We start from the raw sequence: 24,248 nt of genomic DNA on the forward strand, positions 1-24,248 counted from the left end.
CGGAGATATTGAAATGAACGAGAAGATTGCACTCTTTGGCGCAGGCGGAAAGATGGGTTACCGCCTGACGAGCAACCTGTTGAAGTCAGATTACCGCGTCGCGCACGTCGAGCCGGGCGAGGGCGGCAGGAAGCGCCTGAAGGACGAGTTGAACGTGGAATGCGTGTCGGCGGATGCGGCCCTCGACGGCGCCGATGTCGTGATCCTCGCCGTGCCCGACACGCTGATCGGCAAGCTGAGCCACGACATCGCGCCGAAGCTGCGTCCCGGCACGATGGTGATGACGCTCGATGCCGCCGCGCCGTTCGCCGGCCACCTGCCGGACCGCAAAGATTTGACGTATTTCGTCGCGCACCCGTGCCACCCGCTGATCTTCAACGACGAAGCTACGACCGAAGGCCGCCGCGACTTCTTCGGCGGCGCGCATGCGAAGCAATCGATCACGAGCGCGCTGATGCAGGGGCCTGAAGAAGCGTTCGATCTGGGCGAAGCGGTCGCGAAGGTGATCTATCAGCCGATCCTGCGGTCGTACCGCCTGACCGTCGACCAGATGGCGCTGCTGGAGCCGGGCCTTTCCGAGACGATCTGCGCGACGCTGCTCTACGTGATGCGCGAGGCGATGGAGGAAACGGTCGCGCGCGGCGTGCCTAAGGAAGCGGCGCGTGACTTCCTGCTCGGGCACATGAACATCCTCGGCGCGGTGATTTTCAACGAAATCCCGGGCGCCTTCTCCGATGCGTGTAATAAAGCGATCGAGTTCGGCAAGCCGCGCCTGATGCGCGACGACTGGAAGAAGGTCTTCGATCGCGAGGAGATCGCGGAAAGCATCCGGCGCATCACGTAATTTCGAGACGCCGCGCGCCTGCTCATTCATTCGAGGAAAACCACTGTGACCGAACGCATCCACGCCACTTACTGGCTCGAAACCGGCGTCGATCCGCAGCTTGCCGCCGACGTGATCGCCGGCGAGCAGTCGAGCGGAACCTTCGTCGCGCTGCCGACCGAGACGCCCGAACTCAAGGCGCGCTCGGGCGCGCGCGTCGAGCGGCTCGATGTTCTGGACCGTTCCGATACGCCGAGCCTGCCCGGCGGTATCGAAGGGAAGGTTTATACGCGCTGCGCGCTGGAACTGTCGTGGCCGATCGAGAACATGGGTCCATCGCTGCCGAACCTGATGTCGACGATCGCCGGGAATCTCTTCGAACTGCGCCAGGTGTCCGGCTTGCGCCTGACGGGGCTGAAGTTGCCGCAGTCGTTCGCCCGGGCCTATCCGGGGCCCGCGTTCGGCATCACGGGCACGCGCAGGCTGGCGGGCGTCGAGCGAGGGCCCTTGATCGGCACGATCATCAAGCCGAGCGTGGGCTTGTCGCCGGAACAGACCGCGCAGCAGGTGCGCGAACTGGTGGCGGGCGGCATCGACTTCATCAAGGACGACGAGTTGCAGGGCGACGGCCCGCACTGTCCGTTCGACGAACGCGTTCGCGCGGTGATGCGCGTCGTGAACGAACACGCTGATCGCACCGGCAAGAAGGCGATGGTCGCGTTCAACCTGACCGGCGACCTCGACCAGATGAAGCGCCGCCACGACCTCGTGCTCGCGGAAGGCGGCACGTGCGTGATGGCGGTGCTCAATTCGATCGGCCTCGTCGGCATGCACGAATTGCGGCGCCACAGCCAGTTGCCGATCCACGCGCATCGCGCGGGCTGGGGATATTTATCGCGCAGTCCGCAGCTTGGCTGGGATTACGCGCCGTGGCAGATGCTCTGGCGTCTCGCGGGCGCGGATCATTTGCACGTGAACGGCTTGCGCAACAAATTCAGCGAACCGGACGACAGCGTGATCGCCGCCGCCCGTTCGGTGCTCGCGCCGGTCATGCCCGAAGCGCCGATGGCCGCGATGCCGGTCTTCAGTTCCGGCCAGACCGGCCTGCAAGCCGCCGACACCTACGCCGCGCTCGGCTGCGCGGACCTGATCCACACGGCGGGCGGCGGTATCTTCGGGCATCCGGGCGGCGTCGCGGCGGGCGTCGAGGCGTTGCGCGAGTCGTGGGTCGCGGCGATCGAAGGCGTGCCGCTCGACACGCACGCGGAGCGCCATCCCGCGTTGCGCGCCGCGCTGGGGTTCTGGAAATGAGCGCGGCGGCGCCGAACGCGTGGCCCGCCGGGCCGCTTCTGGCCTATTACGGCGACGACTTCACCGGATCGACCGACGCGATGGAAGCGATGACCGCCGCCGGCGTCCCGACGCTCCTGTGCCTCGACACGCCCGCGCCCGATTTGCTCGCGCGCTTGCCGGAGGTGCGCTGCGTGGGCCTCGCGGGATCGTCGCGCGGACGCAGCCCCGAGTGGATGGACGACGCGTTGCCGCGCGCCTTCGCGAGCCTCGCCGCGCTCGGCGCGCCGATCCTGCAATACAAAGTGTGCTCGACGTTCGATTCGTCGCCGGAGATCGGCTCGATCGGGCGCGCGATCGAGCTCGGCGTGCAGCACATGCCGGGGAAATGGTCGCCGATGATCGTCGGCGCGCCGCGTCTCAAGCGCTATCAGGCGTTCGGCAACCTGTTCGCGGTGGTCGACGGCGAGGGCCATCGCCTCGACCGCCATCCGACGATGTCCCGCCACCCCGTCACGCCGATGAACGAAGCCGATCTGCGCGTGCATCTGCGTCGGCAAACCGCGCGGCGCATCGAGCTGATCGACATGGTGCGCCTGCGCTCGCACGATGCTGCCGCCCAATGCCGAGCGCTCACCGGAGACGACACGCCCATCGTCCTGATCGACGTCCTCGACGACGAAACGCTCGCCGCGGCGGGACGGCTCGTCTGGGAAGCGCGCGGGGAGGGCGTGTTCAGCGCGTCGTCGTCGGGACTGCAATACGCGCTCGCGGCGCATTGGCGCGCGTGCGGGCTGCTGCCAACCGCGCCGGGACTGCCGCGCATCCAACCCGTCGATGCGATTGCCGCCGTCAGTGGAAGCTGCTCGCCCGTGACGGCGGGGCAGATCGGCTGGGCGCGCGCGAACGGCTTTTGCGTCGAGCGTCTCGATTTGCGACGCGTGCTCGATGAAGGAGCGTCGGAGGCCGAGATCGAGCGGGCGGTGGGCGTCGCGGTGCAGGCGCTCGGGCGCGGGCAGAGCGCGCTCGTCCACAGCGCCGAAGGCCCGGACGATGTCGCCGTCCTCGAATTCGACGCCACCGCGCGCGCCGCCGGCATGACGCGGCACGCGGCGGCGCGGCGCGTCGGCGAGGCGCTCGCGGCGGTCATGCAGCGACTGCTCGATCGAGTCGATTTGAAACGCGCGGTGGTCGCGGGCGGCGACAGTTCCGGCGAAGTAGCGAGCGCGCTCGGCATCTCGGCACTGAGCGTGGCGGCCGGACTCGCGCCGGGCGCGCCGCTTTGCCGCGCGTGGTCGAACAATTCGCGTCGCGACGGGCTGGAAATCGTGTTGAAAGGCGGGCAGATAGGCGAGGCGTCGTTCTTCGGCTCGGTGCGCGGCTGAGGCGCGGGTTCCATCGGAGCGGCGTCGCATGGTAAGGTCATCACACCAACTACGTGCAGGCTGACTTCATGGCTGAGACCACCATTGTTCGCCGGAAGCTCTATCAGGAAGTGCTCGACCGGCTGATGGACCGCATCCGTTCGGGAGAGATCGCGCCCGGCGCGCAGCTTCCGTCCGAACGCGAACTGATGGAAATCTACGGCGTCGGGCGCCCCGCGATCCGCGAGGCGCTGCAGACGCTCGAACGCTCCGGCATCGTCGAGATTGCGCATGGCGAGCGCGCGCGCGTCGTCGTGCCGACCGCCGAAACGCTGATCGCGCAGATCGCTGGCGGCGCGATGCACCTGCTGCGCATGCAGCCGGACATGCTCGAACACCTCAAATCGGCGCGCATGTTCCTCGAAGCCGGCATGGCGCGGATGGCCGCCGGGAATGCCAGCGAGGAGGACGTCGCGCAGCTTCAGTTGAAGGTCGCGCAGCAGCGGGCGTCGATGGTGAATCTGGAGGAATTCATCGAGCGCGACATGGCGTTTCATCGCGAAATCGCGCGGATCAGCGGGAATCCGATCTTTCCGTCGATCGTCGAATCGCTGTTTCGCTGGGCCGGCGAGTACTACCGGCCGCTCGTGCGCGCGCCCGGCGCGGAAGAACTGACGCTCTCCGAACATCAGCGAATCGTCGATGCGATCGCCGCGCACGACGGCGACGCCGCCGAGCAGGCGATGCGCGCGCATCTGAGCCGCGCGAACGATCTTTACCGGACGCTGATCCGGACCTGAGCGCTTTTTAGCAAACCTCGGCGTTTTCCTGCTCGCGATACGCCGGGTAGTCCGTGTAGCCGAGGTGCGTGCCGCCCCAGAACGCCGAGCGATCGTAGTGCGCGAGCGGCAGCGCGTGCCGCAGCCGATACGGCAAATCCGGATTCGACGCGAAAAAGCGCCCGAACGCGACCAGATCGGCGTCGCCTTTTTGCAGGATTTCCTCGGCACCTTCGCCGTTGAAGCCACCCGCCGTGATGATCGGGCCGTCGAACACCTTTCGCAGCAGTTCCGACGCCACCGGTTTCTGCCCTTCGTCGATCGTTTCGACGCCTTTCACGCGTGGCTCGATGATGTGCAGATACGCGAGGCCGAGCCGGTTCAACTGCTCCGCGGCATACGTGAACGTCGCTTCGGGGTTCGAATCGGAGATCGCGCCCCATTGGCCGCTCGGCGACAGGCGCACGCCGACGCGCTCCGCACCCCACACCGACACGAGCGCCGCGACCGTTTCCAGCAGGAAGCGCGCGCGCTTTTCGATACTGCCGCCGTATTCATCGGTGCGCTTGTTGGTGCCGTCCTGCAGGAAGGTGTCGGCGAGATAGCCGTTGGCCGAATGCAGTTCGACGCCGTCCATCCCGGCCGCGAACGCGCGCTCGGCGCTCTTGCGGTAGTGCCCGATCACCGTCCTGATTTCAGCGACGTCGATCGCGCGATGCATCGACACCGGCACCCAGCCGTCCTGAGTCAGCGCCTCGCCTTCGAACGGCACGACCGATGGCGCGATCGGCAGCGGGCCGCCGGTCAGATCGACGTGCGACTGGCGCCCGTCGTGGCCCAGTTGCATGAAGATGCGACCGCCTTTCGCGTGCACGGCATCGGCGATTCGCTTCCAGCCCGCGATGTGCGAATCCTCGTAGATGCCCGGCGCGCCGAGATAGCCGCGACTGTCGTAGGACACGTGCGTCGATTCGGTGATGATGAGGCCGCCGTCGGATGCGCGCTGGCTGTAGTACTCGCGCATGAGTTCGCTCGGGCTGTCGTCGGGATTGGCGCGCAGGCGCGTGGTCGGGGCGTGCACGACTCGGTGTTTCAAGGTGTACGGGCCGATTTGCATCGGTGAAAAAAGCTTGGACATGATGAATTTCCTGGAAATTTAGGCGCAGGCGGCACATTTCGGCACATTCCGCGCGCTCCATATACCGACGGTCAGAGCAAGCGCCGCGACTTCACACGCGGCGGCGGTCCAGCCGAGATTGGCGACCGAGGTGAAACTCAGCGTCAGCGAACCGAGCGCCGCGCCGAGCGAAAAGCCGAGGTACATGAACGAAGCGTTGAGCGAGAGCGCGATCGGCGTCCCGCGCAGCCCGGCGATCGCGATCAGCCCCGCCTGCTGCGCCGGGTAGAACGACCAGTGCGCGACGCCCCACGCGATCACGCCGACGAGCACCGGAACCAGCGCGATCGACGCCGGCAACCAGTGCGCGCTCGCCGACATCAGCGAGAACGCCCCGATCGACACCGCGAGACACGGCACGATCACGCGGCGCGGGCCGATCCGGTCCACCGCCTTGCCGCCCGCGAACACGCCGACACCCGCCGCCACGCCCCACGTGAACAGCACGTAGCCGATCTGCGCGCCGGCGAGCGGCGTCGTTTCGGCGACGAAGAGCGCAAGGTACGTGTAGACGGTGTAGGCGCCCATCGCCCAGAGCGTCGTGACGATCAGCGTCATCAGCACGACGGGCCGGCGCGCCGTCTCGATGCGCTCGCGCAGCGTCGCGACCGGCAGGCCCGCGCCGATCGTGCGCGGCAGGCCGAGGATCAGCCCGGCGCTCGCCGCCGCCGCGAGCGCCGCGACGCCTGCGAAGGTCATGCGCCAGCCGAGCCGGTCGCCGATGAACGCGCCGAGCGGCACGCCGAAGGCGACGGCGATCGTGATCCCGCCGTTGACGATCGCGAGCGCCGTGCCGCGCCGCTCGGGCCCGGCGATCGCACCGGCCAGCGCGTTCGCGCCCGGCACGTAGAGGCCGGCCGCCGCCGCGAGCAGGACGCGCGCCGCCATCAGCTCCCAGTAGTTCTGCGCGGCCCACGCGATCACGTTCGCCGCGCTGAACGCGACGAGCGCGGCGATCAGCAGCGTGCGCCGGTGCAACGCGCCGGTCAGCGCGGTGAGCACCGGGGAGGACAGCGCGTAGGCGAGCGCGAAGACCGTGACGAGCTGTCCCGTCGCGACGATGCTCGTGTGCAGATCGGCGGCCATGCCGGGCAAAAGGCCGGCGATCATGAAGCTCTCGGTGCCGACCGCGAAGGTCCCGAGCGCCAGCCAGTAAAGCGGAGCGAGCGAAACGCGCGTCGCGGAAACGGAGGGAGTCATGATCGCCTCCGCCTCAAGCCGCGAGCGATTCGTCGGCGCGGTAGAACGGATAGTCGGTGTAGCCGGTTTCCGTGCCGCCGAAGAACGTCGGACGATCGTAGGGATTGAGCGGCAGATTGTTGCGAAGCCGCGCCGGCAAGTCGGGATTGGCGATGAAATCGCGTCCGAATGCGACGAGATCCGCGTCGCCCGCCTGCAGGATCGCTTCGGCGGAGTGCGCCTTGAAGCCACCCGCCGCGATGATCACGCCCTTGTAATGCTTGCGGATCAGCTGTGCGGCGACGGGGTTCTGATCTTTCGTGTCGTCGTCGACGTTGCCGAGCACGCGCGGCTCGATCAGGTGGATGTACGCGAGATCGAGTTTGCCGAGTTCCTGTGCAACGTAGCTGAAGAGGCCCACCGGGTCGCTGTCGGACATGTCGCCCCAGGTGCCGCTCGGGCCCAAGCGCACCGCGACGCGCTCGCTGCCCCAGACCGAGATCACGGCGCGCGTCGCTTCCATCAGGAAACGCGCGCGGTTTTCGAACGAGCCGCCGTAATTGTCCGTGCGCTTGTTGCTGCCGTCCTGCAGGAACTGGTCGAACAGATAGCCGTTGGCCGCGTGAAGCTCGACGCCGTCGAAACCGGCTTCCTTGCCGCGCAATGCCGCCGTGCGAAAGCTTTCGACGAGACCGGCGATTTCGTCGGTCGTCAGCGCGCGGCTCGGCGTGTTCGGAATCCAGCCCGCTTCGGTGTAGGCCACGCCGCCGTGCGGCACCGCCGACGGTGCCACCGGCGCGCCGCCGTCCGGCTGCAACTGGCTGTGCGACTGGCGACCCGCGTGATAGAGCTGCAGGAAGATGCGGGCGCCTTTCGCATGCACGGCATCGGTGACACGGCGCCAGCCGGCGATCTGGCTGTCGTCGTAAAGGCCCGGCGCGCCGAGGTAGCCGTTGCCGTTGGGCGCGGCGATGGTCGCTTCGCCGATCAGGAAACCGCCTTCCGATGCACGCTGCGCGTAGTACTCGGCCATCAGCGGGCCGGGTTTGGCGCCTTCCTCGGCGCGCATCCGGGTGAGCGGCGCGAGCACGACGCGATGAGAAAATTCGAAAGGACCGACTGCGACGGAAGAATGAAGTTTGGACATGGTTGCCTCGAAGTGAATGGTCGTGAGTGACCTTGAGGCAAAGTGTATGTGCACATCGATCAAAGAAAGACAGGCTAAGGTTCCGAAGATACTGGACGAAAATGTCCGCAATCTCTGGCAAAGGAAATGCGCGATGGATAGCCTCAGCGGGATTTCGATGTTCGTGCAGGTCGCCGAGACGCGCAGTTTCACCGAGGCGGGGCGGTTGCTTGGCGTTTCTTCCTCGGCGGTGGGGAAAAGCATCGCGCGCACGGAGGAGCGGCTCGGCGTGCGGCTGTTTCATCGCAGCACGCGCAGCGTCACGCTGACTGCCGAAGGCACGCTCTTCCTGGAACGATGCCGCCGCATCCTCGATGAAGTCGAAGCGGCCGAGGCGGAATTGTCGAGTGCGGCGGGAAGTCCGCGCGGGCGGCTACGGATCAGCACGCCGCAACTGTCGACGCTGATCATGCCCGCCATCGACGGCTTCATGGCGCTCTACCCGGACATCGAACTCGACGTCGATCTGTCCGATCGCATGGTGGACGTGATCGAAGAAGGGTTCGATGCCGTGATCCGCACCGGCGAGCAGCACGATTCGCGGCTCGTCTCGCGGCGGCTCGGGTCGTGCGGGCAGGTGCTCGTGGCGTCACCCGGTTATCTGAAGCGGCACGGTGCGCCCGAGCGTCCGTCCGATCTCGTGCGGCATGCGTGCCTGCTGCACAAGTTTCCCGCGACGGGCAAGCTCGAACGCTGGCCGTTGCGGCTTGCGGAATCGGAAGCGGAGCCGGAATTGCCGCCGACCTTCGTCAGCAACACAATCGAAGTGCTCGGATTTCTCGCGCTCCGGGACAAGGGCATCACGTTCGTGCCGACCTTCCTCGTGCGCGATGCGCTGGAAAGCGGCGCGCTGGAAATCGTGCTGGGCGACTTCATCGACCAGACCGTCACGTTCTGGATTCTCTGGCCCGCGAGCCGTTATGCGTCGCCGAAGCTGCGCGTGTTTATCGATTACGTGGCGGAAAATCTGCGGGTCTAGTGCGGACTCGGATGTCCGCAATGTTCGGATTACCGGCCCGTTTATCTTCAATACGATCGTCCCTACTATTCCGGCGTCGCCGCGTTTCATGGCGCGGTCTTTAATCGGAGAGGGAATCGTGAAGAAAATCAGAGTGGGCGTGATTGGGCTCGGGCATTGGTCGGAATACGGGCATTTGCCTTCGTTGAACCTGCTGCCGGAGTACGAACTGACGGCGGTCTACAGTCGCAGCGCGCAAAAAGCCGCGGCGCTCGTCGAGCGGCATGGGTTCAGGTACGCGGCGGCGTCGCTGGAGGAACTGGTTTCACATCCGGAAGTCGATCTCGTGCTCGTTTTGACGCCTGCGTTCCAGCATGAAGAAGGCATACGCGCCGCAATCGCGGCGGGCAAGGACGTGTACTGCGAGTGGCCGCTGACGCCGAGCACGGCATTATCGAAGGAATTGCTCGCCTTGGCGGAGAAGGCGGGAGTGCGGACGATCGTCGGTTTGCAGCGGCGTCTGAATCCCGGCTATTGCTATCTGCGCGACCTGCTCGCGCGCGGCGAGATCGGCGAAGTGCGCTCGGTGCGGCTGCATGTGAGCGTCGAGTATTTTCAGCGCGAGCGGCCTGCTTCGCTCTATTACACGGTCCCCGAGGAAAATTTCTCCAGCCTGTTGTCGATCTACGGCGGACATTTTCTCGATGCGCTGTTCAACACGATCGTGGGTTTCCCGGAAAGCCTGTCGGCGCTGACCGTCAATCAGTTCAAGGAAGTCACGCTGATCGAAACCGGCGAGACGCTGCCGCACAGCAGTGCGGATCAGGTCGTCCTGGCTGGGACGTTCGCGAACGGCGCCGTGCTGAGCGTGCATCTGGAGGCGGGCAAACGGAACAACCACGGCGTCCAGCTCGACATCACGGGCAGCAAGGGCGACCTGAAACTGTGGAACACGACGAGTTTCGGAGATGCACCGAACCGCATCGAAATCGCGCGCGGCGACGGGCAGCCGCTCGCGCCGCTCGACGTTCCGACGGACTACGACTGGCTCCCGCCGAGTGATCTTGGCGCGAGCGTGCGGGAGCTGGCGAACCTCTACGCGGCGCATGCGCGCGACGTGCGCGAAGGCACCGCATCCGCACCCACCTTCGCCGATGCGATCCGCATGCACGAACTGATCGGGCAGATCGTGGAGTCGGACCGGAGCGGGACGCGGGTTGCGCTGCCTGCTCGATCATGATATTTTGTGCTCGATTATGATTGTTTGCACATAACCGAGCACACCATGCAACGAACACGACAAGACGCATCCGAAGGACTTCTCCCCGACGAACGCGAACGCCTGATCCTGGAGCGTCTGCGCGCGCAGGGCCGGGTACTCGCGTCCGAACTCGCCGCCGACTTCCAGACCTCCGAACACACAATCCGCCGCCACCTGCGCGACCTCGCGAGCGCGGGGCACTGCAAGCGTGTTTACGGCGGCGCGCTCCTGACCTCGCCAGCAGGGAGCGCCGCTTCGGTGCGCATGACCGAAGCCGTCGATCGCAAGGCTTCGCTCGCCGCCACCGCCGCGTCGATCGTCCGGCGCGGGCAGATCATCCTGCTCGATGCCGGCTCGACCAATGTCGCGATCGCCGCTGCGCTGCCAGACGACGCCGACCTCACCGTCGTGACGAATTCGCCGCAAGCGTGCGCGCTTCTCGTCGACCGGCCGGGCTTCGAGGTGATCCTGATCGGCGGCCGCGTCGGGCGGCAGACGGCGGGCGCGGTCGGCGCGACGGCGCTCCTGCAAGTCCAGCAATTGCGCGCGGACCTGTGCTTTCTCGGCGCGTGCGCGTTCGATCCGGCGGAAGGCGTCGCCGCCTTCGACGCCGAGGACGCCGAACTCAAGCGCGCGATGGTCAAGGCGAGCGGACTGACGGCGATCGCGGTCACCTCGGAGAAAATGATGACGGCGGCGCCGTTCGTGGTGACGGCGGCATCGTCGGTGGATTATCTGATCGTCGAGGCGGGTCTCGACGGCGGCCGGCTGGCGCAACTCGAAGCCGCCTGCGACAACGTCATGGTGGCCTCGTCATGAAACCAGTGAAAGAACGAATTGCAACGCTCGCGGTGTTTCTCGCGAATGGTTTCGGGATCGGCGCGTGGGCCGTGGAAGTCCCGCGCATCAAGGAAAGCCTGGCGCTCAGCGATACCGCGCTCGGCATCGCGCTCTTCGCTTTCGCGCTGGGCGCGATCGTCGCGATGCCGCTCGCCGGGCGGCTCGCGCCGCGCTTCGGCAGCGGCCGGGCGACGGCGCTCCTCGCGGTGGCGTTCGTGATCGCGCTGCCATTGCCCGCGCTGATGCCGGGATTCCTGCCGCTCTGTATCGCGCTCCTCGTGCTCGGCGCGTCGAACGGCGCGCTCGACGTCTCGATGAACGGCCACGCCAGCACGATCGAAACCGAATGGCGCGCGCCGATCATGTCGTCGTTTCACGCGGCGTGGAGCGCGGGCGGATTGCTCGGCGCGGCTTCGGGGGCGCTGATCCAGACGTGGGGCGGCGGGATTGTCGGCGGGCTGGCGTGGCCGGCGGTTTTCATCGGCGTGATCGTCGTCGCGGCGGCCTTGCTGGCGTTGCGCGACATCGGCGAGCGGGCGGCCGATTCCGGCGGCGGCCTCGCGCTGCCGAGCGCCGGCGTGATGCGGCTCGCGGCGCTCGCGTTCCTCTGCATGATGGTGGAAGGCGCAGTCGCGGACTGGAGCGCGGTTTTCCTGCGCTCGACGCTCGAAGGCGATGCGAGCGTCGCCGCGCTCGGCTACTCGGCGTTCGCGCTGTCGATGGCGGCGTGCCGGATCGTCGGCGATGTATCCGTGCGGCGCTTCGGGCCGAGCACGGTGGTGGCGATCGGCGGGCTGATCGCAGCGACGGGGCTCGCGCTCGTGCTCGGGCTGCCGAACGTCGTGACGGCGTGCCTGGGCTTCGCGCTTGTCGGCATCGGCCTGGCGAACATCGTGCCGGTGATTTTCAGCGCGGCTGGGCGCTCGACCGCGACGCCGGCCATCGGCGTATCAATGGCGGCGACAGCGGGTTATGCGGGCTTTCTCGTCGGTCCGCCGCTGATCGGGCTGGGCGCGGGGTTTGTCGGGCTGCGGCTCGCGCTGGGGGTGCTGGTGGCGGCGGCGCTGATCGTGTGCCTGTTCGGCGGCCGGGCGGTGAGCCAGCCCGGCGGCGTTGCCGCGACCGCGGGAAATTGAGCGCTGCGCGGCGTCTGGCGCGATGGTCGGTCGCCGTGTGCGTCGCGTTGTGCCTCGAACGGCCGCCGCGCGCGCCGGCCGCGCACTAACCCGCCACGCCTCTTAGCTCCTTCAGATGCTTGTAAATCGTCGCGCGTCCCATTCCGAGGACGTTCGCGACGTAATTCGCCGCGCTTTTCCCCTTGAAAGCGCCTTCGAGATGCAGCGCCTCGACCAGTTCGCGCCGATGATGCCGCGACAGCGAATTCAGGCTCAACTGCCGCTCCTTCAGCCAGCCGTGCAGGAACGCGTTGATGCGTTCCTGCCAGTCGTCTCTAAAAAGCTCCTCCGGTTGCGGGACGACGCCCACGCCCGTCATGAAACGGTCGAGCACGCTGCGCACGTCCTCGAAGACCGCGATATTGAAGTTGATGCACATCAGGCCGACCGGCGCGCCTGCGTCGTCGAACAGGACCGTGCTCACGCAGCGCATCTTGCGGCCATCCCAATTCAGTTTTTCGTACGGCCCGACTAGCCGGTCCGACGCCGTGTGGTCGACTTCGTCGAGCGCCGAGTCGTCGCCGATCTCGCGCTTCGACAGATTGTTCGCGATATAGGCGACGGTCTGCGTCGAAAGGTCGTGGATCACGACTTCGGCGTAGGGGAAAAAGAGCAGGGCGGTGCCTTCGGCGACGTGGCTGTATCGTTCGAGGAGCAGCTTGCGGACATCGGACGGGGGCTTTTTCTTCATGGATGACGTACGAGCGATCGTTCGGGCGCGGCCGGGAGCCGCCTACATTACCTCAATTGCTTTTCGCGGCCGCCTCATCTTGCGAGCGTGCGACGCGGTGTTGCGGTTTCCAGTCTTAGTTTAATGGACAATCGAGTCCAGTTAGTATTTTTAGTCTATATTCGTAGCCATTCGCTTTTCGACTCAAGGAGAACACGATGAAGATCAGGGATTTCGGTGTCGAACGCTGGATGGACGAGTACGAGACGAAATGCGTGTACAACCTCGCGGAAACCTGCGTGGAGTCGCTGACGGTCGATCAGTTGCTCACGCTGACGGGCAAGCAGGACAGCATTCTCGACGAGTTGCGCGCGCTCAAGCTGACGTACGGCGCGATTGAAGGCTCGGCGCGGCTGAGGAAGGTGATTGCGTCGATGTACGAGCGGCAGGATGCGGCCAACGTGATCATCACGCACGGCGCGATCGGCGGGAATGCGCTCGTGTACGAGACGCTCGTCGAACCGGGCGACACGGTGATTTCCGTGCTGCCGACGTATCAGCAGCACTATTCGATTCCCGAAAGCTACGGCGCCGACGTGCGCATCCTCAAGCTGCGCGAGGAGAACGCGTTCCTGCCCGATCTCGATGAACTGCGCAGTCTCGTGAACGACAGGACGCGCCTGATTGCGATCAACAATCCGAACAATCCGACTGGCTCGCTGATGGACTCCGGGTTTCTGACCGAAGTGGGCGAGATCGCGCGGTCGTGCGGCGCCTACGTTTTGTGCGACGAGGTGTATCGCGGCACCGATCAGGCAGGCAACGGCTACACGGCATCTATCGCGGATGTCTATGAGCGCGGCATCAGCACGGGCAGCATGTCGAAGACGTATTCGCTCGCGGGGCTGCGGCTCGGCTGGATCGCGGGGCCGGAAGAGCTGATTCGCGCGGTGACGGTGCATCGCGACTACAACACGATCAGCGTCGGCATGGTCGATGATCATTTTGCTTCGATCGCGTTGGAAAATCGCGCGGCGATTCTGAAGCGTAATCACGAGATCGTGCGTACGAATCTGGCGATTCTTGATGCGTGGGTGGCGAAGGAGCCGGCGATTTCTTATATCAAGCCGAAGTCGGGAACGACGGCGCTTCTTAAATACGACTTGCCGATGTCGTCGCGCGATTTCTGCACTGGGTTGATCGAAGAGACTGGTGTGATGTTTACGCCCGGTAGCGCGCTCGATATGGAAGGGTATGTGCGCATTGGGTATGCGAACAATCGGGGCGTTCTGGAGGAAGGGTTGGGGAGGGTGTCGGGGTTTTTGGGGAAGCGGGGGCGGTAGTTTTTGGGACGCATCCGTGATAGCCGATGCGTCCTTACTAACGTGCCGCACAGAATACCGAGTCACCGGTGCCAAAATCAGAAGGCGAATTGAAACCCCATGACCGTCAAGGAGCGCAAATACTGGCGATGAGACTATTGCAATCGTCGGGCCTGTTATAGCTGACAGTTGCTCCGCCGGTAATGGTCAGATTTGCACCTTCGCGCGCGAAGATGCCTCCGCCGGTGCCAGCGGGCATGTCAAAGTCTGATGGGAGGTCAACAATAAATCTGTAATGAGCAGGCAGGGTGGCGTTGTTGGTAATCTTGGTTGAAGCGCCAGAAAGCGTCAGTGATCCGGATTCAACAAAGACTGCCCCACCAGACGATGGAGTGGGCATGCCGAACTTTTCTATAATGTCCTTAAAGAAGTTGTCTGATAGATGAATTTTTTTATTTAATCTAGATAAATCCGACATTTTTTCAGTTACATAAGAATTCATGTTGTCCCGAGTGTACTTAGTGTAATTATCGTTAAGCGAACTGTCTTTAATTTCTACGGTCGAACCCTCTATATACAGGGCTCCGCCACCGCGACCGCTCGACGCCTTCTCTATCGTGGTGCGAAGCAGATCGAGCTTGCCATTTTTGCTGTAAATCGCTCCACCATGAATGTTTGCGGAAACTAATTTAATTTTTTTGAATCGCTCAAGGAAAGGTTTCCTCCTGTTTGCAGGATCGCCCCACCCAAACCTCCGATGGCATTAGTTCGACTTAGCGCGTCGTAATAGGTTTCGCCGTAAGCTTCGGAATCAGTTATCGTGACGCTCTCTAAAGAAACATTGCCGCCGTTTTGATAAATGGCGCCGCCGCGTAATGACCTACCGTTGGATAACGTTAGATTTTTTAGAGTCAGATTTCCTTCCAACACTAAAAAAATTCCCATATCATCTCCGACGGCCTGGCCTACTTCAATTGATTTGAGACAACCTCCAGAATAAGATAAAGCATCGCAAATTGTTTGAGAGACGCGGTTTCGCCCCATCGGTTTAATCGTGGCTCCATTTCCTTCGATAGTCAGTTTGGTTGTGATGGTTTTCAATGCGCGTTTATCGAAGGTTTTTCGGTCCCAAAGATAGTTCTGTGCCGATTTCTCTATAACATAGTCGCAGTGGGGTTCAAGGTACAAAATGTCGCCTTCCGTGGCGTTTTCGATAGCCTTCTGAAGATCCTCGCCATGACACGCTACGTTTTTGTTGGCGGCGGACGCCTGCGTAGCGGCGAAGGACGCGAAAATCGCCATCGCGTAAAGAAGTACGGATAATAAACGTCGCATACGATTGCTCCTGAAAAATACTAACGCCTCGATTAATAATAGTTTTTGCCGGCCGTCTCATTATTCAGGTTTTAACTCGGTTGCAAACGGTCTTACACGAAAAATTACAAACTACGTAGGCCTATTTCTTTTAATCAGATTCAACTCAAGAAATCTCACTCCCTCGACCGGATTAAACACATAAGCGTCGATTTCCACGAAACCCAGCGATGCATAAATCTGCTGGGCGGCGGTCATGTCCGGCAGCGTATCGAGCCTCATTTTCCGGTAGCCCGCCTTCTTTGCGGTTTCGATGATGAGCATCGCCAGCTTTCTGCCAAGCCGCTGCCCTCGACCTGGAGCGCGCACATAAAGCCGCTTCATTTCACAGATATCGTCGCCGATCGGCCGCATCGCCACGCAGCCGATCACTTCGCCGCCCTCCCACGCGAGAAATACGCGTCCTTCCGGCGCCGCGTATTTACCAGGCAGGCTCGCCAGTTCCGAATCGAAGTCCTGAAAGCCCAAGTCGACGCCAAGCCCGTCCGCATACTCACGAAAAATACTTCGAACGGCTTCGACGTCATCGGGAAAAAGCGCGGCACGGATATCGGTCATCGTCCAGATCCAGTCCTGTTATTAAGCGGGCAGTTTAAAACGACCACCTGTGTCAAGTCGCACATGTCCGCAAGCGTTTCGAGCTTTCCCGTCCTACACTTCGTATCCGAATCATCAGACTCATGCTTAAAGCCAAGCGCTTGTTATCGCGTTCGCCCGCACAACGCAACTTTTGCACCGAAATCACGCACGGCATGAGGTTCCCATGACGCTTTCCGGCCTGCTCTCGCTTGCCTGCGCATCGATGCTGATTTTGAGCGGCTGCGGCGCGCACACCGAGACGACGATCATCCCGCCGCTCACGTGGGCCGCCTGTCCTGCCGACGTCGCCCCGGCCCCGTTCCAATGCGCGACCGCCAAGGTGCCGCTCGACCACGCGCAGCCCCTGAGCGACCAGACGATCCAGCTTGCCGTGATCCGCCGTCCTGCCACGAATACTGCGCAGCGCCTCGGCGCGATCTTCTTCAACCCCGGCGGCCCGGGTGGCGCGGGCACGGAAGACCTGCCCGGCTGGATCGACAAGTTTCCGCCGGCGCTAATCGCGCGCTTTGACCTGATCAGCTGGGACCCGCGCGGCATCGGACGCAGCACGGCGGTGCGGTGCTTCGAGAGCAAGGCAGCCGAAGACGCGTTCAAGCGTCGCATGGCGCTGGGCTTTCCAGTCGGCGACGCACAGGTTCAGGCGCAGGCGCAACTGCAATCCCAGTTCAACCAGAGCTGCTTGCGGCGCGCCGGCACGCTGCTCGAACACGTCTCGACCGCCGATACCGCCCGCGATCTCGAATGGCTGCGGCGCGCGGCGGGCGAGCCGGAGATGAACTACCTGGGCGTCTCATACGGGACGTTGCTCGGCGCGACCTATCTCAACTTGTTCCCGGATCACGTGCGCGCGGCGGTGCTCGACGGCAACATCGACATCGAGGCCTGGTTCGCCGACACGCCGTTGCAAGGCACCAGCCTGCGCATGAACAACGACATCGCGTCGGGCCAGACGCTCGACCAGTTCTTCCAGCAATGCGCGCGGGCGGGCCATGGCCGCTGCGCTTTCGCCGACGATGGCGCGAGCGCCCCGGCCACAGCCGCGAAATTCCAGACGCTGGCCGCGCGCCTGACGGCCCGGCCGGTCGCGCTGGGGAGCGTCACGGTCACCGGGCCGTCGATGCTCTCGCTCACGTCGAACTTCCTGTTCACGGTGCATGCATTCGGCGATTTCCCTGGCTGGACGGCGCTCGGCGTGGTGCTCGATCGACTATGGACGGCAAGCCAAGCGCCCTTGCCCTCGGCCCCGGCCGCGACGCCTGCGACCGCCGCCGCGTCCGACGCCCTCTACGAAAGCGATGGCGCCGGCAACGCCGTCCAGTGCGGCGAAAGTCCAAATCCGCGCGACCTGACACTCTTCCCGCAGATCGCCGCGTTCGCGACGGCGCGCGCCGGTCTGATCGGCCAGCCGGTCGCATGGTTCGACGCGCCGTGTTCGAGCTGGCCGGCGAGTTCGGCATCGGTGTACAAGGGGCCCTGGAACGCGAAGACGCCGCCGATCCTCGTGATCGGCAACGTGTACGACCCGTCGACGGCGTATGGCTCGTCGCAGAAGACCGCGAAGCTGCTCGCGAACGCGCGGCTCCTGACCGTGAACGGCTACGGCCACACGGCGCTGCTCAACACGAGCACCTGCGCGAACGATGCCGAATCCGCGTATTTCATCAACGGCACGCTGCCCGCCGACGGCATGGTCTGCCAGCAGGACGGGGCGCCGTTCGTCGAATCGGCGCAGCCGCCGAATCGCGGCGTGACGGCGCAGCCGACGCCATAGCCGCGTGTCTGTCGAGGCCCGACTCCCGCCTGGAAATTCGTTGGCCACGCGCCGACACTTCGTCTCTTCCGTATCCCTAAAAATCGATCGGAGCCTTGCGTGATAAGGCTCGCCGCCGTATGGCATGGACTCTGCATTGTCTGCTGCCTCCAGCCGTGACACGAACCCGATGATCCGCACCGGACACACGCCTGGAATCGACCAGGTCATCGACCGGAGGACATCATGTTCGTCTATCTCTATTTGCTGCTGAGAAAAACCCTCGACCGCGCGGAACACTGCCGCCGCGATACGTATCTCGCGTCGGCCGTCGACATGGTCGAGCTCGAACGCCGCATGCGTGCGATGGAGCTTGATCACTGACGCACTGTCATCGATTGATCCGGATGCCCGAGCATGAATCGTGGCGTCCCGGTCATAGCCACGCGCCCGCGCCACGTCGATAGTGCAATTACCGCGCGCCCAACCCATGAGTTTTATCGACGACCATGAACCAAGCCATCGCATCCGCATCGCACGCCCACTCATCCCCCGCGACCGTGATCGCCCTGCATTGCTCCGGCTCGGGAGCGTCGCAATGGCGCAAGCTCGGCGAAGCGCTCGGCCCGCATCTCGCGTTCGTCGCGCCCGAGCACTACGGCTGCGACAGCACGGGCCCGTGGAACGGCGAGCGTGCCTTCACCCTCGCCGACGAAGCCGCGAGGACCATCGGCATCATCGATGAGACGCGCGGCAAGGTGCATCTCGTCGGCCACTCGTACGGCGGCGGCGTGGCGTTGCGCGCGGCCGTCGAGCGGCCGGAGCGGATCGCGAGCCTGACGCTCTACGAGCCTTCCGCGTTTCACCTGCTGAAGACGATGGGCGCACACGGCTCTCACGCGCTCGCCGAAATCATCTCGATCTCGAAGCGCACCGCCGATGGCGTCAACTGCGGCGACTATCGGGGCGCGGCGGCGTCGTTCGTCGATTACTGGGGCGGGCGGGGCGCGTGGGAAGCGCTGCGGCCCTCGGTGCAGGCCGCGCTTACGCGCTGGGCGCCGAAAGCGCCGCTGGACTTTCGCGCGCTGCTCGACGAGCGCACGCCGCTTAGCGCGTACGCCGGCCTGCGCGTGCCGGCGCTGATCCTGCGCGGCCAGCACGCGCCGGTGCCGACGCGCGCGATTGCCGAACGGCTGCCGATGCTGCTTCCGGCGGCGCGTCTCGCGATCGTCGAGGGAGCGGGGCACATGGGGCCGCTGACGCACGCCGACGAAGTCAACGCGACGATCGCGCGGCATATTGGTGAGGCGGAGGAGGCAGCGGTGATTTGAGCGGGTGGGGGTTCTGCCTGGCCGCTATAGCCGACTCGGAGCCCCAGCCCGGCGCGAAGTTCAAGCCCAACGCGCAGCCCAGGCTCAACGCAAACCCCAACCCCAACCCCAACCCCTCACCCGTTCCCCACCTCTTGCCCCTGCTTCTGCGCCTGAGCCGCCATCCGTGCCGGCGCGTTGGCCGCGCCGTATCCGTCGTACGCGTTCACGCGCTGGACGATTTCGAAGAACAGCCCGTCGTTGATGCTCTCGGTGTAGATGTGCAGGTAGTCGCCCGCCGGCGACCGGTCGAACAGCACGCCTGCGCTGCGCATCTTCGCGAGCAGGCCCGGATCGATATCGACGCGCGTGAGCAAATCGTCGTAATAGTTCGGGGAGATCGGCACGAAGCGCGTACCGCTCGCCCGCAATCGCGCGACGCTGTCGAAGATGTCGTGCGAACTCAGCGCGATGTGATGCACGGTCACGCCGCCGCCTGCCGCGACCGTGCGCGCGGTGCGCGTGCGCTGCCCCGGCGACACGTTGAGCACGAGCCGCATGCTGCGGTCAGCGTTCGCGACGCCGCGGCTCTGCACGAGCCCGAAGGGATCGGCGAGTTCGAGGCTTTCGCCCGGCTCCAGGCCGAGCACCGCGCGCGAAAACAGAATCCACGTGTCGAGTTGATCGACGGCGAGCCCGAGCGCCACGTGATCGATGTGTTCCAGACCCGCGTCGGGCGCGCCGTCCTCTTCGTCGTCGAGGATGAAATCGGCTTCGTAGAGACCGTTCGGCCCGAGCGCCGACGACACGAAACTCACCAGACTCCCGCCCGGAGAAACGACCGCCGGAACCTGCTGCTCGGAGGGTCCGACGGGACCGTCGTAACGCTTCGACTGCATCGCGGTCGCGCGTCCGACGGCGCGTTCTGGATCGGTCGTGCGCACGGCGATCGCGCACACGGAAAGTCCGTGCGTATCGAAGCGGCGGCGCGCGAACGAATTCGGCTGCGCGTTGACGATCAGGTTGACGTCCCCCTGCCGATACAGCACGACCGCCTTCGACCGGTGCTTGCCCGCGCGCCGGAAGCCGAGCTGCAACAGGAGTTTGCCGAACGCTTCGCCCGAGGCTTCATCGGCGGCGAATTCGATGTAAGCGAGCCCCGCGATATCGGGCAACGCCGGCGGACTGTACAGCTCGATCCGCTGCAGCACGCGCTGACGCTGCTTTTCGCGCGTGTCGTCGCGCGGCGCGGAGTTCTCCAGACTCTGCCGCACCTGGCTTTCGAGATAGAGCAGCGAGCGCATGGCATCGACGGCGATGCGGCGGTTCGGCGTCTCACGAAAGACGTCGTTGAAGATTTCCAGCGACAGCGGCCCCGTGTACCCCGCGAGCAGCACCTGCTCGAGGAAGGTCGCCATGTCGAACTGGCCCTGTCCCGGAAACGAGCGGTAGTGGCGCGCCCATTGCAGCACGTCCATCGAGAGGAGCGGCGCGTCGGCCATTTGCAGGAAAAAGATCTTGTGGCCGGGAATGTCGGCGATGCCCGCCGGATCGTCCTTCAGCGAAAGCGTATGAAAGCTGTCGAGGATCAGTCCGAGGTGCGGATGATCGGCGCGCCGCACGATTTCCCACGCCTGGCCGTACAGGTTCGTCTTGCGGCCCCACGCGAGCGCCTCGAAGCCGACGCGCAGGTTGCGCGCCGCCGCGCGCGTCGCCAGTTCGTGCAATTGCGCGGCCGCGAGTTCGGGATCGTCGATGACCAGCGGCGACGTGTTCGAACAGCACAGCACCATCGATACATCCAGCTCCTGCATCAGGTCGAACTTGCGCTCGGCGCGCTCTAGGCTGCGCTGGTACTGCGCCTCGGGCATCCCTTCGAAGTCGCGAAACGGCTGATAGAGGTCGATCGTGAGGCCCAGATCGGCGACCATCGACCGTACTTCGGCGGCCGATCCCTTGTAGTTGACGAAGTCGTTTTCGAAGAGCTCGATGCCGTCGAAGCGCGCGGCCGCGATGGCCTCCAGCTTCTCGGGCAGCGTCCCGCTGAGCGACACGGTGGCAATGGTTCGGCGCATGATCGTTTTCCCGGTGTCGTGGTCGTGGCGTGCCGCTCGCATCGTGCGTGCCCGGCCGCCATTGCCAGTGTAGTCAAGGATGACGCGCGGCGCGCCGCTTGTCCTTGGTGCTGTGCAGCATGCGGCGTGTTGTCAGCGTTTGCGAAAGCTCGTGCGGTAATCGTATGGGCTGACGCCAAGGCGCCGCACGAAAACGATACGCATGCGATCAGCCGTGCCGAAGCCGCACTCCCACGCGACAGTTTTCAGCGGCGCGTCGCTGCTTTCGAGTGCGTTGCGCGCCGCATCGATACGCGCGCGCTCGACGAATTCGTGCGGCGTCAGTCCCGCGAGCTGCACGAAGGCGCGCGCGAAGCTGCGCGCGCTCATGCCGGCGACCTGCGCGAGCCGTTCCACCGTCAGCGGCTCGCCGATGTGCTCCATCACGTGCGCCTGCACCTTCGCGACGGGCGAGGTTTCGTCGGCGGGCGCGCTGAGGTAGGGGCTGAATTGCGACTGTCCGCCGCGCCGCTGCGCGAACACGACAAGCCGCTTTGCCACCGCGAGCGACACCTGCGCACCGTGATCCTCCGCGACGAGCGCGAGCGCCACGTCGATCCCGGCCGTCACGCCCGCCGACGTCACGAGCGGCCCGTCGCGCAGATGAATGCGGTCGAGTTCGACCCGCGCGCGCGGGAACTGCTGCGCGAGCTGCGGCGCGTTCTGCCAGTGCGTCGTGACGTGCCGTCCGTCGATCAACCCCGCGTGGCCGAGCGCGAACGCGCCGGTGCAGATCGAGCCGTAGCGCTCGCAACAGGCGGCGAATTCGGCGAGCCAGTGCGTGAGACGCGGCTCGGGCGCAGCGACCGGCAGGCCGGGGCCGCCGGCGACGAGCGCGGTGTCATAGCGCTCGCCGGCATCGGCGAAACTCAGGTCGGCGAAGAGGCGCGTGCCGTTGGAGGTACGCACGGCGCCCGCGTCAGGCGCGACGAGGGTGATCGAATAGGCGTCGTGCGCGGGGATGAAGCCGTTGGCCTCGGCGAAGACATCGACGGGGCCGGCGACGTCGAGCGCCTGCACTCCCGGAAAAATCGCAATGGCGACGGTTCGCATCGGTGGGAAAGGGAAGTTGGAGGGCTTGCTTTCGAGGCTGGCAGAAGACGCCGTGCGCTTGGCAGGGATCGACGCATGGCTGCGATTGTCGCTTGAAGCGCGCGCCTTCACACTGGATTCATCGGCCGACCTCTCTTTTCCAACCATCAGGAGCGACATCAAATGAGCGAAATCATCGCAGGCATCCGCATTCCCGACAGCATCATGGCGCGCGACGCGACTCAGCTCGTGCGCGATACCGAAACCGATCTGCTGTATCACCACTCGCGCCGCGTGTTCCTGTTCGGCGCGCTGGCCGGCGAGCGCAAGCAGCTAAAGTACGACGCCGAACTGCTCTATATCGGCGCAATGTTCCACGACATGGGCCTGATGGACGCCTACAGCAGCCCGCACGATCGCTTCGAAGTCGACGGCGCGAACGCCGCGCGCGATTTCCTCGCGCGCTACGGCATCGGCGAGAGCGAGATCGAGCAAGTGTGGGACGCGATCGCGCTGCACACGACGCCGGGCATTCCGCAATACAAGAAGCCGGTGGTCGCGCTCGTGACGGCGGGCGTCGAGATGGACGTGCTCGGTCTCGCCTACGACGAATTCGCGGACGACCAGCGCCGTCTCGTCGTCGCGGCGCATCCGCGCGGGGAGCGTTTCAAGGAAGGCATCATCGATGCGTTCGCGCAAGGCACCGTCAAAAAGCCCGAGAGCACGTTCGGCAACGTGAAAGCCGATGTCCTCGCGCTGAAAGACCCGGACTACAAGCGGCTCAACTTCTGCAGCATCATCCTCGGTTCGGCCTGGAACGATACGAACCACGACGCCGCGACATGCCGCAATCCGGCGCACGCGCACGGTTGAGCACATGAGCATGCGTACGCTTGGTTGACGAAACCGGCGCATGTGCATCAACTCAAAAGCCCTGTCATCGCAAACGTTTAAGTTGAGAATGATTCGCGTTTAGAGTATGTTGCGGATTGTCTCAATATACGGAGTGACCAATGGCAGGAGTGCTCGACTCGTCCAGGGCATCGACGGTGCCGTCGTCGATGTTCGTCTCTCAACACGCGCGCCGGCGTGCCGTGCCCGACGGCGACGACGCCGTCCGCGCGCGAGAGACGCTGCTCGATGTCGCCATCGCGAACCGGCCGATGCTCGTGAATTTCGCACGCGGTTTCGTCGGCTGTGCGAGCCGGGCGGAGGACGTGGTCCACGACGTCTTTATCCAGCTCATCGATTTGCCGGACCAGGACGCCGTGCGCCGCCCGATTTGCTACGTGACGCGCATGGTGCGCAATGCGTCGATCGATGCGTGCCGCCGCCAGAGCCTCGAAAACACCTATCACGCCGACGAGGACGACGGCCTCGACGTCCCCTCGCACGAACTTACGCCCGAAGCGAAGGTGCAGGCGCGCGACACGCTGCGCCGCGTCTTCGATGCGCTCGCGCAACTGCCGGCGCGCAGCCGCACGGCGTTCGAGATGGTGCGTCTCTCCGACGAAACGCTGCAGAGCACGGCGCGCGCGCTGAACGTGTCGCAGACGCTCGTGCACTTCATGGTCCGCGATGCCGAGAAGCATTGCGCCGACTGCCTCGACGCCGGCGACCGCAACGTCGCGTGTCCGGCGTTTTTGGGCGGCCGGGCGCGCCGCCGGCAAGACGCCGCAACGAACCGCTCATGAGCGACGCTCCCGCGCGCCGGTAAAAATCCGCGCGCGCCAAACGTCTATTCGATGAAGCCGGCGCTTTTCAGATAAGCCGCCGATCCCGAATCCATCCGATCAAGCCACCGACATGACTCAAGCTCAAAACATCTCGACCACCCCGGCGGACGACGTCGTCTACACGGTCGTCATCAACGACGAAGAGCAGTACTCGATCTGGCCGACGTACCGCGCCGTGCCGGCCGGCTGGCGCGAAGCGGGCAAGAGCGGCGCGAAGGCCGACTGCCTCGCCTACATCGAGACCGTGTGGACCGACATGCGTCCCGCGAGCCTGCGCCGCCACATGGACGGCGTCGCGTCGTAAGCGC

At 64.8% G+C, this 24,248-nt stretch carries 25 protein-coding genes; 16 read left to right on the top strand and 9 right to left on the bottom strand.

What is annotated here, in order from left to right; genetic code table 11:
• The first annotated feature begins 13 nt into the window (after nucleotides 1–13).
• From AWB65_RS11795 to AWB65_RS11810, 4 genes are all read left to right on the top strand, one after another.
• Nucleotides 14–844, top strand: a complete 831-nt coding sequence (locus AWB65_RS11795; RefSeq protein ID WP_087667340.1) for a phosphogluconate dehydrogenase C-terminal domain-containing protein — start codon at nucleotides 14–16, stop codon at nucleotides 842–844.
• A 45-nt stretch (nucleotides 845–889) separates the two neighbouring features.
• Entirely contained in the window at nucleotides 890–2,134 is a 1,245-nt protein-coding gene (locus tag AWB65_RS11800) for a ribulose-bisphosphate carboxylase large subunit family protein (RefSeq protein ID WP_087667341.1), read from the top strand.
• Complete coding sequence (gene oiaK / locus AWB65_RS11805; RefSeq protein WP_087667342.1) at nucleotides 2,131–3,498, top strand: 3-oxo-isoapionate kinase OiaK; 1,368 nt, start codon at nucleotides 2,131–2,133, stop codon at nucleotides 3,496–3,498. The genes AWB65_RS11800 and oiaK overlap by 4 nt, the downstream gene beginning before the upstream one ends.
• A 68-nt stretch (nucleotides 3,499–3,566) precedes the next feature.
• A complete protein-coding gene (locus AWB65_RS11810) occupies nucleotides 3,567–4,277 on the top strand; it encodes a transcriptional regulator NanR (protein ID WP_087667343.1) in 711 nt (236 codons plus the stop codon).
• A 7-nt stretch (nucleotides 4,278–4,284) separates the two neighbouring features.
• Here the strand turns inward: AWB65_RS11810 and AWB65_RS11815 are convergent, their stop codons facing one another.
• Genes AWB65_RS11815 through AWB65_RS11825 form a run of 3 tightly spaced genes read right to left on the bottom strand, consistent with a single transcriptional unit; the run spans nucleotide 4,285 to nucleotide 7,759 of the window.
• A complete protein-coding gene (locus AWB65_RS11815) occupies nucleotides 4,285–5,394 on the bottom strand; it encodes an alkene reductase (protein ID WP_087667344.1) in 1,110 nt (369 codons plus the stop codon).
• Between the two features lie 18 nt (nucleotides 5,395–5,412).
• Complete coding sequence (locus AWB65_RS11820) at nucleotides 5,413–6,633, bottom strand: MFS transporter (protein ID WP_087667345.1); 1,221 nt, start codon at nucleotides 6,631–6,633, stop codon at nucleotides 5,413–5,415.
• 13 nt (nucleotides 6,634–6,646) lie between these two features.
• Nucleotides 6,647–7,759, bottom strand: a complete 1,113-nt coding sequence (locus AWB65_RS11825) for an alkene reductase (RefSeq protein ID WP_087667346.1) — start codon at nucleotides 7,757–7,759, stop codon at nucleotides 6,647–6,649.
• 133 nt (nucleotides 7,760–7,892) lie between these two features.
• Between AWB65_RS11825 and AWB65_RS11830 the strand changes: the two genes are divergently transcribed.
• The 4 genes from AWB65_RS11830 to AWB65_RS11845 all read left to right on the top strand — a co-directional run bounded on the left by AWB65_RS11830 (nucleotide 7,893) and on the right by AWB65_RS11845 (nucleotide 11,993).
• On the top strand, nucleotides 7,893–8,777 hold the full coding sequence (locus AWB65_RS11830; RefSeq protein WP_087667347.1) for a LysR family transcriptional regulator: 885 nt from the start codon (nucleotides 7,893–7,895) through the stop codon (nucleotides 8,775–8,777).
• Nucleotides 8,778–8,895: 118 nt separating this feature from the next.
• Nucleotides 8,896–9,996: a Gfo/Idh/MocA family protein gene (locus AWB65_RS11835; RefSeq protein ID WP_235007599.1), complete on the top strand. Its 1,101-nt coding sequence runs from the start codon at nucleotides 8,896–8,898 to the stop codon at nucleotides 9,994–9,996.
• Nucleotides 9,997–10,041: 45 nt separating this feature from the next.
• Complete coding sequence (locus AWB65_RS11840) at nucleotides 10,042–10,836, top strand: DeoR/GlpR family DNA-binding transcription regulator (RefSeq protein ID WP_087667349.1); 795 nt, start codon at nucleotides 10,042–10,044, stop codon at nucleotides 10,834–10,836.
• Nucleotides 10,833–11,993 (top strand): MFS transporter, encoded by a 1,161-nt coding sequence (locus AWB65_RS11845; protein WP_087667350.1) that lies wholly within the window; start codon nucleotides 10,833–10,835, stop codon nucleotides 11,991–11,993. The genes AWB65_RS11840 and AWB65_RS11845 overlap by 4 nt, the downstream gene beginning before the upstream one ends.
• An 85-nt stretch (nucleotides 11,994–12,078) precedes the next feature.
• Here the strand turns inward: AWB65_RS11845 and AWB65_RS11850 are convergent, their stop codons facing one another.
• Nucleotides 12,079–12,723, bottom strand: a complete 645-nt coding sequence (locus tag AWB65_RS11850) for a helix-turn-helix transcriptional regulator (protein ID WP_087667351.1) — start codon at nucleotides 12,721–12,723, stop codon at nucleotides 12,079–12,081.
• A gap of 197 nt (nucleotides 12,724–12,920) precedes the next feature.
• Here AWB65_RS11850 and AWB65_RS11855 point away from each other — a divergent pair, with 197 nt between their 5' ends.
• Nucleotides 12,921–14,045: an aminotransferase gene (locus AWB65_RS11855; protein ID WP_087667352.1), complete on the top strand. Its 1,125-nt coding sequence runs from the start codon at nucleotides 12,921–12,923 to the stop codon at nucleotides 14,043–14,045.
• A gap of 106 nt (nucleotides 14,046–14,151) precedes the next feature.
• On the opposite strand, the gene AWB65_RS35550 is transcribed toward AWB65_RS11855, so the two are convergent.
• From AWB65_RS35550 to AWB65_RS11860, 3 genes are all read right to left on the bottom strand, one after another.
• Entirely contained in the window at nucleotides 14,152–14,526 is a 375-nt protein-coding gene (locus tag AWB65_RS35550; protein WP_125474118.1) for a hypothetical protein, read from the bottom strand.
• Between the two features lie 182 nt (nucleotides 14,527–14,708).
• Nucleotides 14,709–15,359 (bottom strand): right-handed parallel beta-helix repeat-containing protein, encoded by a 651-nt coding sequence (locus tag AWB65_RS35555; protein ID WP_125474119.1) that lies wholly within the window; start codon nucleotides 15,357–15,359, stop codon nucleotides 14,709–14,711.
• A 111-nt stretch (nucleotides 15,360–15,470) separates the two neighbouring features.
• The gene (locus tag AWB65_RS11860; protein WP_087667353.1) at nucleotides 15,471–15,956 is read right to left on the bottom strand and encodes a GNAT family N-acetyltransferase; all 486 of its coding nucleotides are present in this window, start codon (nucleotides 15,954–15,956) and stop codon (nucleotides 15,471–15,473) included.
• Nucleotides 15,957–16,161: 205 nt separating this feature from the next.
• On the opposite strand from AWB65_RS11860, the gene AWB65_RS11865 reads away from it, so the two are divergent.
• The 3 genes from AWB65_RS11865 to AWB65_RS11875 all read left to right on the top strand — a co-directional run bounded on the left by AWB65_RS11865 (nucleotide 16,162) and on the right by AWB65_RS11875 (nucleotide 19,079).
• A complete protein-coding gene (locus AWB65_RS11865) occupies nucleotides 16,162–17,769 on the top strand; it encodes an alpha/beta hydrolase (protein ID WP_087667354.1) in 1,608 nt (535 codons plus the stop codon).
• A gap of 225 nt (nucleotides 17,770–17,994) precedes the next feature.
• Complete coding sequence (locus AWB65_RS11870) at nucleotides 17,995–18,132, top strand: DUF3563 family protein (protein WP_087667355.1); 138 nt, start codon at nucleotides 17,995–17,997, stop codon at nucleotides 18,130–18,132.
• A 125-nt stretch (nucleotides 18,133–18,257) separates the two neighbouring features.
• Entirely contained in the window at nucleotides 18,258–19,079 is an 822-nt protein-coding gene (locus tag AWB65_RS11875; RefSeq protein WP_087667356.1) for an alpha/beta fold hydrolase, read from the top strand.
• Nucleotides 19,080–19,195: 116 nt separating this feature from the next.
• On the opposite strand, the gene AWB65_RS11880 is transcribed toward AWB65_RS11875, so the two are convergent.
• Nucleotides 19,196–21,133 (bottom strand): bifunctional sugar phosphate isomerase/epimerase/4-hydroxyphenylpyruvate dioxygenase family protein, encoded by a 1,938-nt coding sequence (locus tag AWB65_RS11880; RefSeq protein WP_087667427.1) that lies wholly within the window; start codon nucleotides 21,131–21,133, stop codon nucleotides 19,196–19,198.
• A gap of 132 nt (nucleotides 21,134–21,265) precedes the next feature.
• Nucleotides 21,266–22,225: a GlxA family transcriptional regulator gene (locus AWB65_RS11885; protein WP_087667357.1), complete on the bottom strand. Its 960-nt coding sequence runs from the start codon at nucleotides 22,223–22,225 to the stop codon at nucleotides 21,266–21,268.
• On the opposite strand from AWB65_RS11885, the gene AWB65_RS35560 reads away from it, so the two are divergent.
• The 4 genes from AWB65_RS35560 to AWB65_RS11900 all read left to right on the top strand — a co-directional run bounded on the left by AWB65_RS35560 (nucleotide 22,209) and on the right by AWB65_RS11900 (nucleotide 24,244).
• Nucleotides 22,209–22,391 carry a hypothetical protein gene (locus AWB65_RS35560; protein ID WP_125474120.1) on the top strand — a complete coding sequence of 61 codons (183 nt, stop codon included), beginning with the start codon at nucleotides 22,209–22,211 and terminating at the stop codon, nucleotides 22,389–22,391. The genes AWB65_RS11885 and AWB65_RS35560 overlap by 17 nt on opposite strands.
• The gene (locus AWB65_RS11890; RefSeq protein WP_087667358.1) at nucleotides 22,388–23,077 is read left to right on the top strand and encodes an HD domain-containing protein; all 690 of its coding nucleotides are present in this window, start codon (nucleotides 22,388–22,390) and stop codon (nucleotides 23,075–23,077) included. Before AWB65_RS35560 ends, AWB65_RS11890 begins: the two co-directional genes overlap by 4 nt.
• A 140-nt stretch (nucleotides 23,078–23,217) precedes the next feature.
• Complete coding sequence (locus tag AWB65_RS11895) at nucleotides 23,218–23,898, top strand: RNA polymerase factor sigma-70 (protein ID WP_200821707.1); 681 nt, start codon at nucleotides 23,218–23,220, stop codon at nucleotides 23,896–23,898.
• Between the two features lie 112 nt (nucleotides 23,899–24,010).
• Entirely contained in the window at nucleotides 24,011–24,244 is a 234-nt protein-coding gene (locus AWB65_RS11900) for an MbtH family protein (RefSeq protein ID WP_087667359.1), read from the top strand.
• Nucleotides 24,245–24,248: the final 4 nt, after the last annotated feature.

The sequence above is a fragment of the Caballeronia humi genome (assembly GCF_001544475.1).
Classification (GTDB): domain Bacteria; phylum Pseudomonadota; class Gammaproteobacteria; order Burkholderiales; family Burkholderiaceae; genus Caballeronia; species Caballeronia humi.

Bases quoted from the DNA above. Each gene is read 5' to 3' on its own strand.
- AWB65_RS11900 (WP_087667359.1), top strand. From the start codon at position 24,011: ATGACTCAAGCTCAAAACATCTCGACCACCCCGGCGGACGACGTCGTC.
- AWB65_RS11890 (WP_087667358.1), top strand. From the start codon at position 22,388: ATGAGCGAAATCATCGCAGGCATCCGCATTCCCGACAGCATCATGGCG.
- oiaK (WP_087667342.1), top strand. From the start codon at position 2,131: ATGAGCGCGGCGGCGCCGAACGCGTGGCCCGCCGGGCCGCTTCTGGCC.
- AWB65_RS11855 (WP_087667352.1), top strand. From the start codon at position 12,921: ATGAAGATCAGGGATTTCGGTGTCGAACGCTGGATGGACGAGTACGAG.
- AWB65_RS11840 (WP_087667349.1), top strand. From the start codon at position 10,042: ATGCAACGAACACGACAAGACGCATCCGAAGGACTTCTCCCCGACGAA.
- AWB65_RS11860 (WP_087667353.1), bottom strand. From the start codon at position 15,956: ATGACCGATATCCGTGCCGCGCTTTTTCCCGATGACGTCGAAGCCGTT.
- AWB65_RS11810 (WP_087667343.1), top strand. From the start codon at position 3,567: ATGGCTGAGACCACCATTGTTCGCCGGAAGCTCTATCAGGAAGTGCTC.
- AWB65_RS11820 (WP_087667345.1), bottom strand. From the start codon at position 6,633: ATGACTCCCTCCGTTTCCGCGACGCGCGTTTCGCTCGCTCCGCTTTAC.
- AWB65_RS11825 (WP_087667346.1), bottom strand. From the start codon at position 7,759: ATGTCCAAACTTCATTCTTCCGTCGCAGTCGGTCCTTTCGAATTTTCT.
- AWB65_RS11865 (WP_087667354.1), top strand. From the start codon at position 16,162: ATGACGCTTTCCGGCCTGCTCTCGCTTGCCTGCGCATCGATGCTGATT.
- AWB65_RS11875 (WP_087667356.1), top strand. From the start codon at position 18,258: ATGAACCAAGCCATCGCATCCGCATCGCACGCCCACTCATCCCCCGCG.
- AWB65_RS35560 (WP_125474120.1), top strand. From the start codon at position 22,209: ATGGCGACGGTTCGCATCGGTGGGAAAGGGAAGTTGGAGGGCTTGCTT.
- AWB65_RS11895 (WP_200821707.1), top strand. From the start codon at position 23,218: ATGGCAGGAGTGCTCGACTCGTCCAGGGCATCGACGGTGCCGTCGTCG.
- AWB65_RS11870 (WP_087667355.1), top strand. From the start codon at position 17,995: ATGTTCGTCTATCTCTATTTGCTGCTGAGAAAAACCCTCGACCGCGCG.
- AWB65_RS11845 (WP_087667350.1), top strand. From the start codon at position 10,833: ATGAAACCAGTGAAAGAACGAATTGCAACGCTCGCGGTGTTTCTCGCG.
- AWB65_RS11830 (WP_087667347.1), top strand. From the start codon at position 7,893: ATGGATAGCCTCAGCGGGATTTCGATGTTCGTGCAGGTCGCCGAGACG.
- AWB65_RS11795 (WP_087667340.1), top strand. From the start codon at position 14: ATGAACGAGAAGATTGCACTCTTTGGCGCAGGCGGAAAGATGGGTTAC.
- AWB65_RS11815 (WP_087667344.1), bottom strand. From the start codon at position 5,394: ATGTCCAAGCTTTTTTCACCGATGCAAATCGGCCCGTACACCTTGAAA.
- AWB65_RS11850 (WP_087667351.1), bottom strand. From the start codon at position 12,723: ATGAAGAAAAAGCCCCCGTCCGATGTCCGCAAGCTGCTCCTCGAACGA.
- AWB65_RS11880 (WP_087667427.1), bottom strand. From the start codon at position 21,133: ATGCGCCGAACCATTGCCACCGTGTCGCTCAGCGGGACGCTGCCCGAG.
- AWB65_RS35550 (WP_125474118.1), bottom strand. From the start codon at position 14,526: ATGAATTCTTATGTAACTGAAAAAATGTCGGATTTATCTAGATTAAAT.
- AWB65_RS11885 (WP_087667357.1), bottom strand. From the start codon at position 22,225: ATGCGAACCGTCGCCATTGCGATTTTTCCGGGAGTGCAGGCGCTCGAC.
- AWB65_RS35555 (WP_125474119.1), bottom strand. From the start codon at position 15,359: ATGCGACGTTTATTATCCGTACTTCTTTACGCGATGGCGATTTTCGCG.